The organism is Microlunatus phosphovorus NM-1, from assembly GCF_000270245.1.
Lineage (GTDB): Bacteria > Actinomycetota > Actinomycetes > Propionibacteriales > Propionibacteriaceae > Microlunatus > Microlunatus phosphovorus.
Window position 1 is genome coordinate 2,293,489 of the sequence record NC_015635.1, and the last position, 18,311, is coordinate 2,311,799.

Annotated in this window: 16 protein-coding genes and 2 pseudogenes; 17 read left to right on the forward strand and 1 reads right to left on the reverse strand. The window is 67.9% G+C overall.

Annotated elements, in window-relative coordinates; translation table 11 throughout:
- The 9 genes and pseudogenes from MLP_RS10405 to MLP_RS10435 all read left to right on the forward strand — a co-directional run bounded on the left by MLP_RS10405 (window position 1) and on the right by MLP_RS10435 (window position 7,894).
- Window positions 1-888: an aldolase gene (locus tag MLP_RS10405; protein WP_013863037.1), complete on the forward strand. Its 888-nt coding sequence runs from the start codon at window positions 1-3 to the stop codon at window positions 886-888.
- Between the two features lie 102 nt (window positions 889-990).
- Window positions 991-2,274 (forward strand): ABC transporter substrate-binding protein, encoded by a 1,284-nt coding sequence (locus MLP_RS10410; RefSeq protein ID WP_197536540.1) that lies wholly within the window; start codon window positions 991-993, stop codon window positions 2,272-2,274.
- Window positions 2,275-2,357: 83 nt separating this feature from the next.
- Window positions 2,358-3,332 carry a carbohydrate ABC transporter permease gene (locus tag MLP_RS10415; RefSeq protein ID WP_013863039.1) on the forward strand — a complete coding sequence of 325 codons (975 nt, stop codon included), beginning with the start codon at window positions 2,358-2,360 and terminating at the stop codon, window positions 3,330-3,332.
- A gap of 1 nt (window position 3,333) precedes the next feature.
- On the forward strand, window positions 3,334-4,149 hold the full coding sequence (locus MLP_RS10420) for a carbohydrate ABC transporter permease (RefSeq protein WP_013863040.1): 816 nt from the start codon (window positions 3,334-3,336) through the stop codon (window positions 4,147-4,149).
- Window positions 4,150-4,158: 9 nt separating this feature from the next.
- Window positions 4,159-4,521, forward strand: coding sequence for a hypothetical protein (locus MLP_RS10425; protein ID WP_013863041.1), 363 nt, complete (start codon window positions 4,159-4,161; stop codon window positions 4,519-4,521).
- Complete coding sequence (locus MLP_RS26265; protein ID WP_013863042.1) at window positions 4,475-5,035, forward strand: glycoside hydrolase; 561 nt, start codon at window positions 4,475-4,477, stop codon at window positions 5,033-5,035. Before MLP_RS10425 ends, MLP_RS26265 begins: the two co-directional genes overlap by 47 nt.
- Window positions 5,036-5,053: 18 nt before the next feature.
- Window positions 5,054-5,935, forward strand: a pseudogene (locus MLP_RS10430) (TIM-barrel domain-containing protein); the annotation flags it as partial.
- Window positions 5,936-5,980: 45 nt separating this feature from the next.
- Entirely contained in the window at window positions 5,981-6,391 is a 411-nt protein-coding gene (locus MLP_RS29340) for a hypothetical protein (RefSeq protein WP_331442786.1), read from the forward strand.
- A gap of 48 nt (window positions 6,392-6,439) precedes the next feature.
- Entirely contained in the window at window positions 6,440-7,894 is a 1,455-nt protein-coding gene (locus tag MLP_RS10435) for an NAD-dependent succinate-semialdehyde dehydrogenase (protein WP_013863044.1), read from the forward strand.
- A gap of 146 nt (window positions 7,895-8,040) precedes the next feature.
- Here the strand turns inward: MLP_RS10435 and MLP_RS10440 are convergent, their stop codons facing one another.
- On the reverse strand, window positions 8,041-8,826 hold the full coding sequence (locus MLP_RS10440; RefSeq protein WP_172641558.1) for a FadR/GntR family transcriptional regulator: 786 nt from the start codon (window positions 8,824-8,826) through the stop codon (window positions 8,041-8,043).
- Between the two features lie 187 nt (window positions 8,827-9,013).
- Here MLP_RS10440 and MLP_RS10445 point away from each other — a divergent pair, with 187 nt between their 5' ends.
- The 8 genes and pseudogenes from MLP_RS10445 to MLP_RS10480 all read left to right on the forward strand — a co-directional run bounded on the left by MLP_RS10445 (window position 9,014) and on the right by MLP_RS10480 (window position 18,311).
- Window positions 9,014-9,313, forward strand: a complete 300-nt coding sequence (locus MLP_RS10445) for a UxaA family hydrolase (RefSeq protein ID WP_172641559.1) — start codon at window positions 9,014-9,016, stop codon at window positions 9,311-9,313.
- Window positions 9,292-10,454 (forward strand): annotated as a pseudogene (locus tag MLP_RS10450) (UxaA family hydrolase). Before MLP_RS10445 ends, MLP_RS10450 begins: the two are co-directional and overlap by 22 nt.
- 2 nt (window positions 10,455-10,456) lie before the next feature.
- Window positions 10,457-11,395: an NAD(P)-dependent oxidoreductase gene (locus tag MLP_RS10455; protein ID WP_049804517.1), complete on the forward strand. Its 939-nt coding sequence runs from the start codon at window positions 10,457-10,459 to the stop codon at window positions 11,393-11,395.
- The gene (locus MLP_RS10460) at window positions 11,395-12,411 is read left to right on the forward strand and encodes an Ldh family oxidoreductase (RefSeq protein WP_013863050.1); all 1,017 of its coding nucleotides are present in this window, start codon (window positions 11,395-11,397) and stop codon (window positions 12,409-12,411) included. The genes MLP_RS10455 and MLP_RS10460 overlap by 1 nt, the downstream gene beginning before the upstream one ends.
- 84 nt (window positions 12,412-12,495) lie before the next feature.
- Window positions 12,496-13,560: a YeiH family protein gene (locus MLP_RS10465; protein WP_013863051.1), complete on the forward strand. Its 1,065-nt coding sequence runs from the start codon at window positions 12,496-12,498 to the stop codon at window positions 13,558-13,560.
- A gap of 211 nt (window positions 13,561-13,771) precedes the next feature.
- Entirely contained in the window at window positions 13,772-14,689 is a 918-nt protein-coding gene (locus tag MLP_RS10470; RefSeq protein WP_013863052.1) for a LysR family transcriptional regulator, read from the forward strand.
- Between the two features lie 136 nt (window positions 14,690-14,825).
- Complete coding sequence (locus tag MLP_RS10475; RefSeq protein WP_013863053.1) at window positions 14,826-15,782, forward strand: T3SS (YopN, CesT) and YbjN peptide-binding chaperone 1; 957 nt, start codon at window positions 14,826-14,828, stop codon at window positions 15,780-15,782.
- Between the two features lie 105 nt (window positions 15,783-15,887).
- Entirely contained in the window at window positions 15,888-18,311 is a 2,424-nt protein-coding gene (locus tag MLP_RS10480; protein ID WP_013863054.1) for a phosphoketolase family protein, read from the forward strand.

An 18,311-nucleotide genomic window follows, 5' to 3' on the forward strand; every position in this document is an offset into this window, starting at 1 on the left:
ATGGCGCATGTCCGTGCCGGTACCGACCTGTCTCCGCTACAGCGATCCGGAGGCGGATTCGCCATGCTGGCCGTGGACCAGCGTGAGGCAATGCGGAACATGTTCGCCGAGCACACCGCAGAGCCGGTCACCGATCAGGATCTGCAGGACTTCAAGGTCGCTGCCGCCCGGATCCTCACGCCGTACGCCTCGGCGGTCTTGGTCGACAAGCAGTTCGCGTTCGACGCCGTCGTCGACCAGCACGCGGTCGCGGACGGCTGTGGGCTGATCGCCGCAGCTGATCATTTCGAGTCCGCCAACGGTGAACTGGTCGGTCGGGTCACCATCGACCCACAGGTCGTTCCGGCGCGGGTGAAGGAGCAAGGCGCCGTCGCGCTGAAGCTGCTCGTGCTGTGGCGGGAAGACGAGCCCGCCGGCCCGCGAGTCTCGATGGTGGAGCAGTTCGTCGATCTCTGCCGCAACACGGGCCTGATCTCGATCATCGAACCGGTCTCCCGTGGCCGGGCCGACCGCCGCCCGAGTGACACGGAGGCCGGCGTACTGGCGGCGGCTCGCGAGCTGGGTCGACTCGGTGCGGACCTGTACAAGGCCGAGGTGCCGCTGAAAGGCCAGGGCGACCAGGCGGAGATCCGACGCCGCTGCGCGGAGATCACCGCTGCGGTCGACAGCCCCTGGGTGGTGCTGAGCTCCGGTGTCCCACAAGATCTGTTCCCCGAAGCAGTCCGCACTGCGATGAGTGAAGGTGCGAACGGTTTCCTGGCCGGTCGCGCCGTGTGGGCCAGCTGCATCGGGGCGGCCGACGTCGAGCAGCAACTGCGGGAGGCCGCGGTGCAGCGCCTGCAGAACCTGGCCGCGATCGTCGACGAACAGATGGCGGCGCGCACATGACCACAGCCGTCCCGCCCCACCTGCCTACCACCGCCGACCTGCTCGGCATCCCCGTCGTCGAGTGGTGACCTGCCACCTCGACCAGACCGTCACCAATGGAGGTTGACCCGCTCCATCTCTCGTCGCACGCTTCTCGCCCTGATGGGCGGGGCCGGCGCCGCTGCCACGCTCGGTGCGTGCGCCGGCCCCGGTTCGACCGCTCCCAAGGGCGGCGAGGGTGCCGCCCCAGCGACCGGCGACGCCAAGGGCGAGGTGTCCTTCGCCCACTGGCGCGCCGAGGACAAGGCCGCATTCGACAAGCTGATCGAAGAGTTCCAAGCCAAGTTCCCCGATATCACGGTGGAGCAGGACATCAGCCCGTCGAACGACTACCAGACCCAGGCGCTCAACCGGCTCAAGGGCGGCTCTGCGGGAGATGTCTTCCCGACGTTCCGCGGCGCACAGTTCCAGCAGTTCGTCAAGGCCGGGGTCTACACCGACCTCAGCAACGAGGACTTCGTCGCCAACTACAACCCGGCCATGTTGGAGGCCGGCAAGTCCGACGGCAAGCAGTACGGCCTGCCCTACCAGGTGGTGCTGCCGATGCCGATCGCCAACAAGAGTCTGCTCTCCTCGGCCGGGGTCGATGCGCCGCCGGAGACCTGGGACGGGTTCCTGGACATGTGCGACAAGCTCAAGTCCAAGGGCGTGGTGCCGTTGGCCTGGCCCGGCAACGCTCCCGGCGATGCCGGCCAGCTGTTCAACACCATGGTGATGAACGAGCAGCCCAGTGACGATGCGTGCGCTCAGATCGAGGCCGGCACCATGAAGACCACCGATGAGTGGTTCGTCGGCATGCTGAAGAAGTACGCGGAGTTGCGGCCCTACTTCCAGCCGAATGCCGTGGGGACGGTCGTCGAGCCGCTGCAGCAGCTGTTCGTGAGCGAGAAGGCGGCGCTGCTGTGCACGGGCAGCTACCACATCTCGGCGGTCCGATCCCTGGGTGCCAAGTTCGATCTCGAGCTGGTGCCGCCGATCACCGTGAACAGCAATCCCAAGTATCTCGGCAGCTACAACGCCACCTTCATCCTCGGCATCAACGCCGCCTCCAAGGTCCAGCCGGCCGCGGTCGAGTGGCTCCGGTTCCTCTCCGACAAGCAGTACGCGGGCGAGTACGCCAACGCCACGGTGCAGAACGTGTCCGTGGCCGGAGTCGAGTACACCAACCCGGACCTGAAGGCACTCGCGCCGTGGCTGGAGAAGACGCTCATGCTGGCACCGCGATTCCAGTTCAACGACCTCGACATCCGCAGTGCGGTCGAGGGCAGCTGCATCGCGGTGGTCGGCGGCACCGACCCCGCCGAAGCTGCTGCGAAGGCCCAGAAGGTCATCGACCAGCGGATCTGACCTACCAAGGCGACCCGGCGCCGGATGGTGCCGGGTCCGGCCCCTCCCACAAACCGCCACCGATGTCGCTCACTGGAGGCCCGATGACCACGCAAGAACTGACACCCCCGCCCGCCCCCGCGCAGACGTCCAAGCGAAGGCGCCGGTCGGCGACCGAGGCGCGGCCCACCCTCTTTCTCTTTCCGCTCCCCGCGCTGGTGATCTTCACGATCTTCTTCGCCATCCCGACACTGCAGGCGTTCCAGTTCGCGTTGACCGACTGGGACGGCTACAGCGCAGACTTCAACTGGGTCGGCGTCGACAACTTCGTCAGGGCGATCACTGCTGACGACCTGTTCGCCAACTCGATCGTCAACAATCTCAAGTTCCTGCTCGTCGTGGTGATCGTCCAGACCCTGTTCTCCCTGGTGCTGGGCCTCGCCGTGTTGAAGAACACACGCATGAACATCGGTTTGCGGGCGCTCTTCTTCTTCCCGACGATCCTGTCGTCGGTCTCGGTGGCCTTCATCTGGAAGTTCATCTACGACCCGACCTTCGGTCTCGGCAACAGCATCCTCGCCGGTCTGGCGAAGATTCCGCAGGCGATCGGGATCCCCGTCGAACCGGTTCAGCTCGCGTTCCTCGGCAATGACCAGGCCGCCATCTTCTGGGTCGCTCTGGCCCAGTGCTGGGCGCATATCGGTCAGATGATGGTGATCTACGTGGCCGGTCTGCAGTCCATTCCGGGCGAGCTGTACGAGGCCGCCGAGGTCGACGGCGCCACCCGCTGGCAGCGCTTCGTGCACGTCACCTGGCCACAGGTCGCCCCGGCGACAGCGATCGTCACCGCCTACACGACCGTGCAGTCGTTCAAGGCCTTCGACTTGATCCTGGGTCTGTCGGGCATCCCGCCCAAGGCCTCGATGGACATCATGTCCACCCGTATCTACACCACTTTCGCCAACTCCCAGTACGGCTACGCAGCCGCCGAGTCGATCATCTTCATGGCGCTGATCGCCGTCGTGACCTGGCTCCAACGTCGTGGCCTGAAGGTCATCCAGCGCAGCGAGGAGAGCTGACATGCTGTTCAATCTCGGTCGACGCGCCCTGGTGGTCGTCTATACGTTGATCATCGCCGTACCCGTCCTGGTGGTCGTGTTCGGCAGCTTCAAGACTCAGCAGCAGCTCTTCGCCAACCCGTTCCTGCCGACCTTCTCGCCGGAGCTGGGCAACTACTCGGCGGCGATCTTCAGTCAGGGCATCGGCCGGGCGCTCGTCAACAGCATCCTGGTGACGGTCACCTCGGTGATCTTGACCCTGGTCATCGCCAGTCTGGCGGCGTACGCGGTGGCTCGCATCCCCGGCTGGAAAGGCCACCTGATCTTCGCGTTCTTGATCTTGGGGATGGCGATCCCGGCGCAGGCGAACATGATCCCGCAGCGGGTGCTCTTCGAGAGTCTGGGGCTGCTCGACAGCCTGCTCGGTCTGGTGGTCATCAACATCACCGTCACCCTGCCGGTGGCGACCTTCATCCTCGGCGGCTTCATGAAGACGCTGCCGCCGGCGTTGTTCGAGGCGGGGGAGATCGACGGTGCCGGCCCGATGCGGGCATTCGTCTCGATCGCGGTGCCGCTCTCGGCTCCGTCGATCGCGGCGACGACGATCTTCCTCTTCGTGATCCAGTGGAACGATCTGCTCTATCCGCTGCTGTTCATCCAGTCGCCGGAGAAGAAGACACTCCCGTTGGCTCTGCTCGGCTTCCAGGGTGAGTTCCTCACGAACTATCCGTTGCTGTTCACCGGTGTGATCGTGTCCTCGCTGCCCATCGTGGTGGCGTACGTGTTCCTGCAGCGCTACTTCGTGGCCGGCATCACCGCCGGTGCGACGAAGGGCTGACCCACCATCGTGTCCGACCTCCCCGTGCTGGTACGCCGCGTCAGTGATGTCGAGGTCGGGCCGGAGTACGTCGAGCTCGCCGTCGACGGCTTCGCCGGTGTCCATCTCGACGGAGCGCCGGGCTGGCTGACCGGGGAGGATCCGCTGGCGCTCGGAGTGGAGCTGTCCATGCCGAATCTGCCGGATCTCCATCCACCGGCGGCGAGTCCGCACCCGCATCGGGTCCGGATCGACGTGCTCGGTCCGCAGTTGCTCCGGATTCGCAGCGCGCCGCCGGCCGACGGGGATCGTGACCGACCCGAAGCCACCTACTGCAGCTTTCCAGATGCAGGTGATCGAGGATCCGGAGCGGATCGAGATCACCGTCGGTGACCTGCGGATCAGGGTCGGTCGCTATCCGTTCCGGCTGCTGGTCACCGTCGGCGGTCGGGTGGTGCTGCGGACCTCGGAGCGACTGCGGCAGGTGGCAGGCCTGCCCACGGCGCCGTCGCTGATCTGCACCGAGTCCACTCAGACGATGAGCTTCGAGCTCGAAGTGGACGAGGACATCACCGGTTTCGGCGAGCAGTTCGGCCGGTTGATCAAGAACGGCCAACTCCTCGATCTGCGGGTCGAGGACGCGCTGGGCACCGGCACTGGACTGACCTACAAGCCGGTACCGGTCTGGCACTCCAGCAGGGGCTATCTCGGCTTCCTCAACACCGGTGCTCGGGTCAGCTGTGATGTCGGGCACTCGATGCCGAGTGTGCTGTCGTTGACCAACGACGACCCGGCCATCGACTTGTACCTCGTTCTCGGCGCGACGATCGCCGAGCGGCTGGCCGGCTACACGGCGTTGACCGGGCGCGGCCCCTGTCCGCCGGTCTGGTCGTTCGGTGCGTGGTAAGGGCGTTGCCGCTACCGCAGCTCGACCGAGGTGCTCGCGGTCGCCGACCGGATGCGTGCCGAGCGGGTGCCCTGCGATGTGCTGCACCTGGACCCGGACTGGCTGATCGTCGACCGGCTGAACACCGACTTCATCTGGAACAACGATCGGTTCGGCGACCTGACCGAGTTCCTGAGTGATCTCGCCGACCGGGGGCTGCGGCTGTCGGTGTGGGAGCTGCCGTACCTTGATCCGACCTCACCCCGCTATGCCGAGGCTGCCGAGCGCGGCTATCTGGTGCGCACGGTGGATGGCAGGATCGCGCACCTGCGGGGCACGCCGACACCCGACGGTCGGCACCGGGGGATCATCGACCTGACCAACCCAGCGGCCCGCGCCTGGTGGCAGCAGTTGCACCATGAGTTCCTGGACAGCGGTGTCGCGGTGTTCAAGACCGACTTCGGTGAGGGATTGCCGGATGATGCGGCGCTGGCGGACGGCACACCGCCCAATCACGCGCACAACCTCTTCCCACTGCGCTACAACGGCGCGGTGAGCGACGGGCTGGGTGCCTATCTGGGCCGGGAGCCACTGATCTGGGGACGCTCCGGCTGGGCCGGCTCGCAGCGCTATCCGGGGCAGTGGGGCGGCGACGCGGAGTCCACGGTCGCCGGGATGCAGGCCACGGTCCGCGGCGGTCTCTCGTACGCGGTCAGTGCGCCGGGCTTCTGGAGTCACGACATCGGCGGCTTCTTCGGTCCCGAGCTGACGCCGGCCCTGTACGTCCGCTGGACCCAGTTCGGTGCCCTGTCTCCGCTGATGCGCGCACACGGACTGCGGCCGCGAGAACCTTGGGCCTTCGGCAACGAGGCGCTCGAGCTGGCCCGGGACTGGATCAGGCTGCGTTACAGCCTGCTGCCGTATCTGTGGCAGACCGCGGTGGAGAGCGCCGCGAACGGCTGGCCGATGCTGCGGCCGCTGGATTTCACCGATCCGAGCGACCGGGTGGCGCGGGGTGTTGATGATGCGTTCCTGCTCGGCTCGGACCTGCTGGTGGTGCCCATCTTCAGCGACAGCCCGGAGGCGGTGCAGCGCACCTTCTGGGTCCCTGCCGGGGGCTGGACCGACCTGCTGACCCGAGAGACCTACGCCGGTCCCGGCTTCGTCACCCGGACCTGCGACCTGCCGCACATGCCCGTGCTGGTCCGCCACGGCTGCGTACTGCCGCGGCTCGCGGTGACTGCCGAGCACCGCAACACCGACGACCTGCTGCACGAGCCCTGGATCTTCGACGTCTACGGCGGGGTCACCGAGCCGCGGACCTTCGTCGGCTTCGACGGACGCTCGATCGACTGGCAGCCGGGTCCGGGCCGCTGAAGCCCAACACCAAAGGAGAGCCACATTGACCAAGGAGACAGGGCATCCATGACCCCCACCAGTGCTACCTCCAGCTGGACCGCGACCGACTTGGTCGACGGGGTCAGCGCCGACCTCACCGATCCGATCGACGTCCTCGATCCGGCCACCGGCCACCCGTGCGGAGAGGTCAGTCATGGCGCCGATGCCGCCGAACGGGCCGGTCGCGCCGCGGATGCCGCGGCCCGGGCATTGCCGGGCTGGGCCGACCTGTCGGCGCGCCAGCGCGCCGACATCCTGCTGCGGGCCGTGGACCTCCTGGCCGACCGCATCCCCGAGATCGCCCGGATCCTCGCCGTCGAGGCAGGGAAACGGCTGCCGGAGGCAGAGGGCGAGGTCCGCTTCTCCAGCGAGTACCTGCGTTGGTTCGCTGAGGAGTTGCGCCGGCCGCACGGTGAGTTCTTCACCTCCGAGGACCGGGCTCGGCGACAGCTGAGCATCCATCGTCCGCTGGGCGTGGTGGCCAGCCTCACCCCGTGGAACTTCCCGATCTCCATCCAGGCCCGCAAAGTGGCGCCGGCGCTCGCCGCCGGCTGCACCGTGCTGGCCCGCGTGTCGGAGAAGGCACCGCTCGCCGTCACCCGCTGGCTCGGCACCCTCCAGGAGGCCGGGCTGCCGCCCGGCGTGCTCAATGTGGTGCACGGCAGCTCGCGCACCATCACCTCGACCTGGCTCGACCATCCGGCGGTGCGCGGCGTGTCGTTCACCGGCAGCACCGGGGTCGGGTCCCAGATCATGGCCCAGGCGGCCCGCCGGATCGTCCGGCCGATGTTGGAGCTCGGTGGCAACGCGCCGTTCGTGGTGCTCGAGGACGCAGATCTGGAGGTGGCCCTGACGCAGGCGGAGCTGGGCAAGCTCCGCAACACCGGCCAGTCCTGCATCGGAGCGAACCGGTTCCTGGTGCACCGCTCCCTGGCCGAGGAGTTCGGCGCCCGACTCGCGGCCCGGTTCGACGCGTTGACCATCGGTCCGGGGACAGCCGATCCGGTGCCGGATGTCGGTCCGGTGATCGACGCGAATCGGGTGACTGCGGTCACCGATCTGGTCGAGGAGGCCGTGGCGGACGGTGGGCGGCTGTTGACGGCCCGCCGCGAGCTGCCCGCCGAGGGCTTCTGGGTGGCGCCCGCACTCGTCGCCGACGTCCCGCTCACCTCGCGGCTGGCGAGGGAGGAAGTGTTCGGTCCGGCCGCCGCGATCATCGCCTTCGACACCGAGGAGGAAGCTGTGCGGCTGGCCAACGACACCGAGATGGGGCTGGCCGCGTACGTGGTCACCCGGGACGCCGGTCGGGCCTTCCGGTTTGCTGAGCGGCTCGACGCCGGCATCGTCGGGATCAACGACGCGCTGCCCACGGTCAGCTTCACCCCGATGGGCGGCACCAAGCAGTCCGGCCTCGGCCGTGAGGGTGGGGCAGAGGGGCTCCGGGAGTACCAGGAGACGACGTACCTGGCCTGGCGACCCTAGTAGGTCCTGGTAGGCGAGAATTTTCGATAATCTGCCACAAGACGGCCTGTTCTGCGCCCTGTCACGCGTGAGGCTGAGGCTGTCTGGCAGATTATCGAAATCCACCTGCAAGGCAGACTCGGGGATCGGACTCCGGGCGTCTTCAGTCAGCTACCCAACTGTTCGGCGAGTCTGCCCAGCGCCGCCGTCCGAGCGCTCTGGATGTGACTGCGGGCGGCCTCGGAGGCGGACTCGGCGGCGCCCCGCTCGATGGCGTCCAGGATCGCTGCATGCTCGCGATGGGCGCCTTCGAGGCGACCGGGCATCAACAGCGTGGAGCGCATCCCTTCGAGCACGATGTCGTAGATCACCGACTGAGTCTGGATCAGCAGATCGTTGCCGGCCGCCTCGGTGATCCGGGCATGGAACTCCAAGTCGCGCGTCTGGAGCTCCCGGAGATCGGCGTCCTCGCCCGACTCCTGGACGTAGGAGTCCAGCGCTTCGAGTGCCTCTCTGATCCGCGCCAGGGCCTCGGGAGCACGGCGCTCGGCCGCCCAGCGGGCGGCCGGCACCTCGAGCACCTCGCGCATGTCGTAGAGCTGAGTGATCTTGGTTGTCGGCTCGATCCCGGCCCGGAGCCGCCGCTGGTCGGATGGCTCGGCCACGAAGACCCCGGCGCCGTGGCGTACCTCGAGGCGACCCTCGGCCTCCAGACTCCGGACCGACTCACGTACCGAAGGGCGGGAGACCTGTAGCAGGGAAGCGAGCTCGCGCTCCGCGGGCAGCCGGTCACCGGGACGCAGTCGGCGCTCCTGCATCACGCGCAGGATCTCCCCCCGGACCCGCGCAGTGACGCTTCGTTCGCCGACGCTGCGCCATACCGCGCTCCCGGAGATGTCGGGCACAGGGATGTCGGGCGCGGCTGACCCTGCGGGGGTGTCGCTTGCTGTCATCGGTAGCTCTCTTTCCTGCTGCTGCGCCGGCAGAACACTTCGACGACTCGCCATTCTCGTCCATCCGGTGTCTGCGGTCGGACGACCGCGTCGGGGACCGTTGCGCTTTGACAAATCAGACCAAGGAATCTAAGGTGTTCAGAGGTCAGACCACTTACCAACCTACTCTAGCAACGAAAGGATGGCCATGTCGGACAAGCCAGACTTCCTGGCCCACGACGACGGCGACCACGTCGCTGTTGCCGTGCACGACGTCGAGCCGGGGCGTGCCCCGATCGGCTACCTCGATGGCACGGATGCGATCACCCTCGAGGTCCTCGAGGCCGTGCCGCTCGGCCACAAGGTCGCTCTCACTGATGTCGCCGCCGGCGATGCGGTGATCGAGTACCAGCTGCCGATCGGCCGCGCCAGCAAATCCATCCGTACGGGCGACTACGTCCACACCCACAACGTGAGGAGCATCAAGTGGCAGAACAGCGTCGCCTGACCGGATACCGGCGGGAGAACGGCACGGTCGGAGTCCGCAACCATGTGGTGGTGCTGCCGGTCGACGATCTGTCCAACGCGGCCGCGGAGAGCGTGGCCAACCAGGTGAAGGGCGTGCTCGCGCTGCCGCACGCCTTCGGCCGGCTGCAGTTCGGCGCCGACCTCGACCTGACCTTCCGGACCCTGATCGGGATCGGCTCCAACCCCAACGTCGCTTCGGTCATCGTGATCGGCATCGAGCCGAACTGGGCCAACCGGGTCGCCTCCGGCATCGCCGAGACCGGCAAGCCGGTGTCCAGCTTCTCGATCGAGGGCAACGGCGACCTGCGGATCGTCGAGCAGGCCTCTCGCGTGGCTGCCGACTATCTGCAGCAGGCCAGCGAGCTGCAGCGCGACGAGGTCAGCATCGCGGAGGTCTTCGTCTGCACCAAGGACGGCGAGTCCGACACCACCACCGGCCTGGGCTCCTGCCGCACCACGGCGTACGTCTCCGACCACTGGGTCGCCAACGCCGGCACCTTCATGTTCGGTGAGACCTCCGAGCTGACCGGTGGCGAGCATCTGATCGCCGATCGGTGCGCCGACGAGACCGTCCGCAAGACCTTCATGGGGTACTACGACGACTACATCCAGATGATCGAGGACACCGGTGCCAACCTGCTCGGCAGCCAGCCGACCCAGGGCAACATCGCCGGCGGTCTGTCGACCATCGAGGAGAAGGCGCTCGGCAACATCGTCAAGACCGGCACCGCGCCCATCGTCGGCGCGTGCGGACCGGCCGAGGCGCCGATGAACGGCCCCGGGCTGTACTTCATGGACACCTCCTCGGCGGCGGCCGAGTGCGTGACCTTGATGGCGGCCGGAGGTGCGGTGGTGAACATCTTCCCCACGGGCCAGGGCAATGTCATCGGCAACCCATCATCCCGGTGATCAAGGTGTCGGCGAACCCGCGCACCGTCGATCTGATGCGTGACCACATCGACTCCGACTGCTCGGGTCTGCTGACCGACGGGCAGCCGCTGGAGGAGGCCGGTGAGGAGTTGTTGGAGGTCTTGACCCGGACCATCAACGGCCGGCTCACCCGCGCCGAGGTGCTCGGTCACCGCGAGTTCACCATCACCAAGCTCTACCGCAGCGCGTGAGCATGATCGTCTTGTTCGAGGATATCTGGGGTGACCCGTTGGCCGCTCTGACCGAGCAGCACACGGTGATCCGGACCGCGGGCACGGCGCTGCCGCCAGAGGTGCCGACCGCAGCGGTCGAGGCGATCGTCGTTCGGAACCGGACCCAGGTCGACCAGGCGCTGCTGGATGAACTGCCGGCGCTCAAGATCGTCGCGCGGGCCGGGGTCGGCCTGGACAACATCGACCTGGCCGCGTGTGATGCGCGCCAGGTTGTGGTGATGTCGCCGCGCGGGGCCAACGCCATCTCGGTGGGGGAGCACGCGGTCGCGCTGGCGCTGGCGGTCAGCAAGCGACTGGTCGGCAACGATGCCTCGGTGCGGCTCGGCAACTGGGATCGGCGTCCGGTCACCGAGCTGAGCGGCGGCACCTGGGGAGTCGTGGGTGCCGGCGCGACCGGATTGGCGACGGCCAAGCTGGCGCAGGGGCTGGGGATGACCACCATCGCCTACGACCCGTACGCCGATCCTGAGGTGCTCGCGACTCACGGGCTGACCGCGGTGACGTTGGAGCAACTGGCCGCGGCGAGCACGGTGGTCTCGGTGCATCTGCCGGCGACACCGGACACCATCGGATTGATCGGCGACGACTTCTTCACGCAGACCACGCCCGGGTTGATCCTGGTGAACGTCGGCCGCGGGGAGGTCGTCGACGAGGCGGCCTTGCAGCGGGCGCTGCGGTCCGGCCAGGTGCTGGGTGCCGGGCTGGATGTCCGGGTGGCCGAACCGCCCGGACCCAGCGAGCTCGACGAGTTGCCCGACGTCGTCTACAGCCCGCACGTCGCAGGGATCACCAAGCAGGCGCAGCAGCGGATCATGGCTGCGATGGCCTCCGATGTCGCCAACGTCCTGGCCGGCGCGGCCGCCGATCACGCGGTCGGCGCGTATCGGGTGGCGGCCTGATGGCGAGCTATCCAGGTGCTGACGTCCGTGACGCGGTCGCCGCAACCTTGGCCGATCACGGGATGCCGAAAGGCGCTGCGAAGACGACGGCGGACGCGCTGGTGCTGGCCGAAGTCTGGGGCGTGGGCTCCCATGGTCTGATCCGGCTACCGCACTACCTTCGTCGCCTCGCGGCCAGCGGCTACAACCCTGCGGCGATGCTGCGTACGGTCAGCGACCTCGGTGCGCTGGTGGTTCTCGACGGGGACGGTGGCCTGGGTCACTGGCAGCTGAGGCATGCTGCCGAGCTTGGCGTCGACCGTGCTCGGCAGCATGGTGTCAGCGCCGTCGCGGTCGGCGATTCGGGTCACTGCGGCGCGCTGGGGCTGTTCACCGTGCCGGCTCTCGATGCCGGCATGGCCGCCCTGGTCGTCTCCAACGGGCCGGCGATCATGCCGGCCTGGGGCGGAGCCACCCCGCTGCTGTCGACCTCGCCCTTGGCCTTCGGACTGGCGGGGGACCCGCCCGTGATCGTTGACATGGCCTCCACGGCTGTCGCCCGCGGCAAGATCGCGGCTGCGGCGGCTGCCGGCTCCACCGTTCCCGACGGCTGGGCGCTGGATTGCGACGGAGCGCCGACGACCGACGCGCAGGCGGCCCTGATGGGCATGTTGGCTCCGCTCGGTGGAGCCAAGGGCTTCGCGCTGGCGATGGCCGTCGAGTCGCTGACCGGGGTGCTGATCGGGCCCCGGCTGTCGGGGGATGTGGCCGACATGTTCGCCATCGCCGACGACACCCGGCGACAGGGACTGTCGCATCTGATCGTCACGCTGAACGCCGAAGCGCTCGATCACGCCGGTGACGAGGCCGCCGCCGGCCGGCGGGCCGCCGATCTGGCCGGCCGGGTCGCAGGCAGCGGCGGTCGGTTGCCCGGCGCTCGTCGGGCTGAGCACCTGCAGCTGGTCGGGGACGAGCAAATCAGTGTTTCCGACGACCTCGCGGTCGTGCTCGGGCTCGGTGCCGCGGCCCCTGCCTGACCCCTCTACTCATATCAAAGCGATATGGGTTGATGCGAAGTTGCCGTCTAGTCCGCGGCGCCGAAGACCCGGAGAGTAGTCACTATGACCGCCCAGCTCAGCGAACCGAAGCCCGTAGCCCAACCAGCAGCGCCCTCCTCGGTCGCTTCTCGGTTGCCCGGGCTTGTGCTGTGCGCGATCGCCGCTGTCGTCGGGCTCGGGGTGACCAAGCTCGTTCCTGCGGCCAGCCCGCTGCTGGTGGCGATCATTCTGGGGGTCTTGGCCGCCAATCTCCATTTCCTCCCGCCATCCCGCCCCGGTCATCTCGGACTGCTGCGTGACCACCTGCGGCCGGGGCTGGCCTTCGCCAGCCGACCGCTGCTGCGGGTCGGTGTCGCGTTGCTCGGTCTGCAGCTGGCGCTCACCGACGTCGCGGCCCTGGGTCCGGGCATGCTCGTGGTGATCGTGGCGGTGGTGACCATCGGGATCACCGCCACGATGGCCTTGGGCAAGCTGCTGAAGATCGGTCGGACCCAGCGCCTGCTGATCGCCTGCGGCTTCTCGATCTGCGGCGCGGCGGCTGTCGCAGCGGTTGAGGGTGTGGAAGATGCCGACGAGACCGAGGTAGCCACCGCGGTCGGCCTGGTCGTGGTCTTCGGTACGCTGATGATCCCGACCATCCCGCTGCTGGGCAGGGTGCTGGGCCTCACCGAGCTGCAGACCGGGCTGTGGGCCGGCGCCTCGATCCACGAGGTCGCGCAGGTGGTGGCGGCGGGCGGCGTCATCGGCGCGACGGCACTCGGTGCCGCGGTCGTGGTCAAGCTGGGCCGGGTGCTGATGCTCGCCCCGGTGCTCGCCGTGCTCTCGGTACGCAAGCGGCGCATGCTCGGTGACGCCGCCGACATCAAGCGGCCGCCGCTCGTCCCGATCTTCGTGTTGGGCTTCATCGCGCTGGTGCTGGTGCGTACCACCGGGGTCGTGCCGGCGGAGGTCGTCGGCGGCGCCAAGGTCGTGCAGACCGTCTTGCTGGCCATGGCGATGTTCGCGCTGGGCTGCGGAGTCCGTCTGGCGCAGGTGCGCTCGATGGGCATCCGTCCGATGGTGCTGGCCGCGGCATCCACCGTCATCGTCGTGACCACTGGTCTCACCGGCGTACTGCTGGTCAGCTGACGCAGCTTCTTCGCCGGCCCACATCGACTCTCAGCCTTATCGTGACTGCATGATGCCCGGTGCCAACTGTCGCGCTCCGCGCTCCGCGATCATGGGCTACGCGAGATCTCGCTCGTTCGTCACGATTCTGCGCGACGACTCTGCCTCTCTGCTCGCTTGACTCGCAGGCTGTCGCGCAGAATCGCTCCTGCACTCCCGAGAGGCTCCGCCCATGATCGAGCAACCGGATCTCCAGCAGTTGCGACTGCTGATCGGTGTCTCGCAGCACTTGAGTCTCGGCGCGGCGGCACGGGAGCTCGGGATGGCGCAGCCGAATGCCAGCCGGGCGCTCACCGATCTGGAGCGGCGCCTCGGGCTCACCCTGGTACGCCGCTCGCCGGCCGGGTCGCAGTTGACCACCGAAGGCGCGGTCGTGGTCCAGTGGGCACGCGAGGTGATCGACGCGGTGGATCATCTGACATTCGGCGTGGACGCGCTCCGTTCGGAACTGCGATCCGAGCTCGACGTCGGCGCCAGCATGACCGTCGCCGAGTATCTGATGCCTCGGTGGCTCGCCGAGTTCCGGCGGCGCCGACCCCAGGTCCGCGTCGATCTCCGGGTGCAGAACTCCTATGACGTGATGGCGCAGCTCCGTGACGATCGAGTCGCCCTCGGGTTCATCGAGTCCCCCAGCGTGGCGCGGGGCCTGCGGTCGGCCGTGGTCGGACGTGATCGGCTGGTGGTGGTCGTCGCACCGGGGCATCCCTGGGCGCGCCGGCGCCGCCCGTTGCTCGCCGCGGAGCTGGCCGCGACCCCGCTGATCGTGCGTGAGCCCGGCTCGGGCACGCGTACCACTCTGGAGCGACTGCTGACCGGACACGAGATGGCCCCGCCCGCCCTGGAGCTCGGCAGCAACGCGGCGGTCCGGATCAGCGTCGTGGCCGGGATCGCGCCTGCCGTGCTCAGTGTGCTGGCGGTGGAGGCGGCGATCGACAGCGGCGAGCTGCGGTCGGTGCCCGTCGCCGACGTACGGCTGGATCGCCAACTGCGGGCGGTGTGGAGCCCGCAACGGCCACCGGTGGACAACTCCCTGGAGCTGTTGCAGATCGCCCGGGTCGCCCATCGGGCGGCCACGAACCGTAGCGGTTAGCCCCTGGTCGAGCCGGAGGATTCGGGCCGGTGTCCTTGCCAGGTGCCGAACCGAGCCAGGCGCGCTGTAGGTTCACCATCAGAGGCCATTCAGCAGCAGAGGCCAAGGGCGCGAGCAGCCGACGGAGGGTAGAGCAATGGCGGAGATCGACGACTTCGATCTCGATCGGAGCATGGCCCAGGCCTGGTCGGAGTTCACCGGGCGCCTCGCCGAGGTGATCTCGATGATCGACGACTCCGCCGACCTGACCATTCGGTCCGCTTCCGCGAGTGACAACGGGGCACCGTTCGTCCGGCTGTCCAGCCCGGCCCGGCTGAGGGTGCGGGCCGAGGCGGCTGCCAATGCAGTGCTCGGTCCTGGTTATCAGCTTTCTGCCGAACAGCTCTCGGCGTTGACGGCCGGCGGCTGGCGGGAGCCGGCAGACGGCGGCAGCTTTGCCATCGAGGGTTCGCAGGATGCCGCTGACGACATCGCGCAGGCCGTCGTCGGCGCGCTCCGCGATGTGTACGGAGTGCCGCACCCGGTCTTCCTCGACCCTGATCAGCTGGCGGAGATCCTCACGCCGGGGCCGGCGGCGATCGAGGGTTCCGACGGGAGGACCACCCTCACCACCCCGGTAGCCGGGGCATTCGAGCCATCGAGCGGTCCCCGCGGCACATCGTTCGGCGCCGTCCTCCCGGCCGACCGGGACCATTTGGACGCCCTAGTGGAGGCGGAGTTGGCGGCCACGCTCGGTTATGCGCCCGTCCGCGACGAGGAGGGTGACATCGTCATCCGGGTGGGCTCGACGTTGCTGTTCCTGAGAGCCGCCGACGACGCGCAGGATGTCGTCTTGTTCTCCGCCGTCGTGCACGATGTCGATGGCCGTTCCCGGGCTGCCGAGGTGATCAACGACCTCAATGTCGAGGCGCGCTGGGTCAAATTCCAGCTCGTCCGAGATCGGGTCTTTGTCACGGCCTCCGTGTCGGCCCGCCCATTCGTGCCTGCGCACCTGCATCAGGCGGTGCGGGTGATGTCGGACGTCGCCGACGGGGTGGACGAGGAGCTTGCCGCCAAGCTGCACGGGCGGACTACGTTCGGTGGCGACAACTGACTGGTCTGCCAAGGACCAACGGCCCCTCCCGGCACCGGGTCGGCAGCACCAGTATCGAGAGTGAGCAGATCCCACCGATCTGCCGCGATGACCAGGAGCTGCCCCATGAGCACCACCACATATGACCCCACCACCTCTGGGCCTACCTCGGCAGGCGTCCTGCAGCCGATGAGCGAGGCCGAATTGGCGTCGATCGATGCCTGGTGGCGGGCCAACAACTACCTCACCATCGGCCAGATCTATCTCAAGTCGAATCCGCTGCTCGCGGAGCCGTTGAGTGCCGATGACATCAAGCCACGCCTGTTGGGCCACTGGGGCACCAGCCCTGGCCTGTCCTTCGTGTACGCCCACGTCAACCGGCTGATCCGGCACACCGGCCAGGAGTGCATCTACTTGACCGGGCCAGGCCACGGCGGCCCGGCGCTGGTCGCCGCCGGCTACCTGGAGGGCAGCTATACCGAGACCTACCCGGCGATCTCCCAGGACTCTGCCGGGCTGACCAGGCTGTTCCGTCAGTTCTCCGCCCCGGGTGGCATCCCGAGCCACGTCTCAGTGACCACTCCCGGCTCGATCCACGAAGGTGGTGAGCTCGGCTACGCCCTGGTGCACGCCTTCGGTGCGGTGATGGACAACCCCGACCTGCTGGCAGTCACCATCGTCGGCGACGGCGAGGCCGAGACCGGGCCGTTGGAGGGCTCATGGAAGGGCATCTCCTTCATCAACCCGACCCGGGACGGCGCGGTGCTGCCGATCCTGCACCTCAACGGCGCCAAGATCGCCGGCCCGACCGTGCTGAGCCGCAAGCCCGCGGCCGAGGTCCGTAGCCTGCTGGAGGGCCACGGCTACGAGGTGCTCGAGGTCAGCGGCGACGATCTGCCCGGCATGCACCACCGGTTCGCCGAGGCCCTGGCGACCGCGTACGAGAAGATCAGGACCATTCAGGCTGAGGCGCGTGCGACCGGCCGGATCGAGCACCGGCCGCACTGGCCGATGATCATCCTGCGCTCGCCCAAGGGCTGGACCGGTCCCGAGCAGGTCGACGGGGTGAAGGTGACCGGCACCTGGCGCAGTCACCAGGTCCCGCTGTCCGGAGTCCGGGAGAACCCGGAGCATCTCCAGCTGCTGGAGCAGTGGCTGAAGTCCTATCGGCCGGAGGAACTGTTCGACGACAACGGCCGCCCGACCGAGCTGGTGCTGGCCGCGAATCCCCAGGGTGAGTTGCGGATGAGCGCGAGCCCGCATGCCAACGGTGGTCTGCTGACTCGAGATCTCGACCTCCCGGACTTCCGGGACTTCGCGGTGACGCTGACCAACCCGGGCACGGCGGTCGAGTCGACCCGCCGGATGGGGGAGATGACCGCGGAGATCTATCGTCGCAATCCGGACAGCTTCCGGCTGTTCTGCCCCGACGAGACCAACTCCAACCGGCTGGGCGCGGTGTTCGGAGTCTCTGATCGGGCCTTCATGGAGCGCGTCACCCCCGAGGATGTCAAGCTCTCCGCCGACGGCCGGGTGATGGAGGTGCTCAGCGAGCACAACTGCCATGGCTGGCTGGAGGGCTACAACCTCACCGGCCGGCACGGGCTGTTCGCCACCTATGAGGCATTCGCGATGGTGAGCGCCTCCCAGACCATCCAGCACGGCAAGTGGCTGGAGGAGGCCAATCACCTCTCGTGGCGGGCGAAAGTACCGAGTCTCAACATCCTGCTCACCTCGACCACCTGGCGCAACGACCACAACGGCTTCTCCCACCAGGGTCCGGGACTGATCCAGAACGTCATCACCCAGCGGGGTGACGTGTCCCGGGTCTATCTGCCGCCGGACGCCAACTCGTTGCTGTCGGTCTGGGATCACTGCCTGCGCTCGAAGAGCTACATCAACCTGATCGTCATCGACAAGCAGCCGCAGCAGCAGTGGCTGACCATCGACGAGGCCGTCGCACACTGCGCTGAGGGTGCCGGCATCTGGACCTGGGCCGGCAACGACGACGGCAGCCGGGATCCGGACATCGTGCTGGCCTGTGCCGGTGACGTGGTCACGATGGAGACGGTCGCCGCCGCCGAGCTGCTCCAGGAGAAGCTGCCGGATCTGAAGGTCCGGGTCGTCAACGTGGTCGATCTAATGACGTTGCCGCGGCCGCAGGACCATCCGCACGGCATGGACAACACCTTCTTCCGGGAGCTGTTCACCGACAGCGTGGACGTGGTGTTCTCCTTCCACGGCTTCCCCGGGGCCATTCACCAGCTGGTGCACGGGCGTCCCGACGCCGATCGGTTCCACGTCCGCGGGTTCATCGAGCAGGGCACCACGACGACACCGTTCGACATGGTGGTGCGCAACCGGGCGTCGCGCTATCACCTGGTGATCGATGCGATCAACAATGCCAGGCGGACGCCGCCGGGCGCGAGCGCGGTGAAGGCTTGGGCGCAGGCACAGCTGGACAAGCACCAGAGCTACATCATCGAGCATCTGGAAGACATGCCCGAGGTCCGCGAGTGGACCTGGCAGCGAACAGAAAGGACGGTCTGA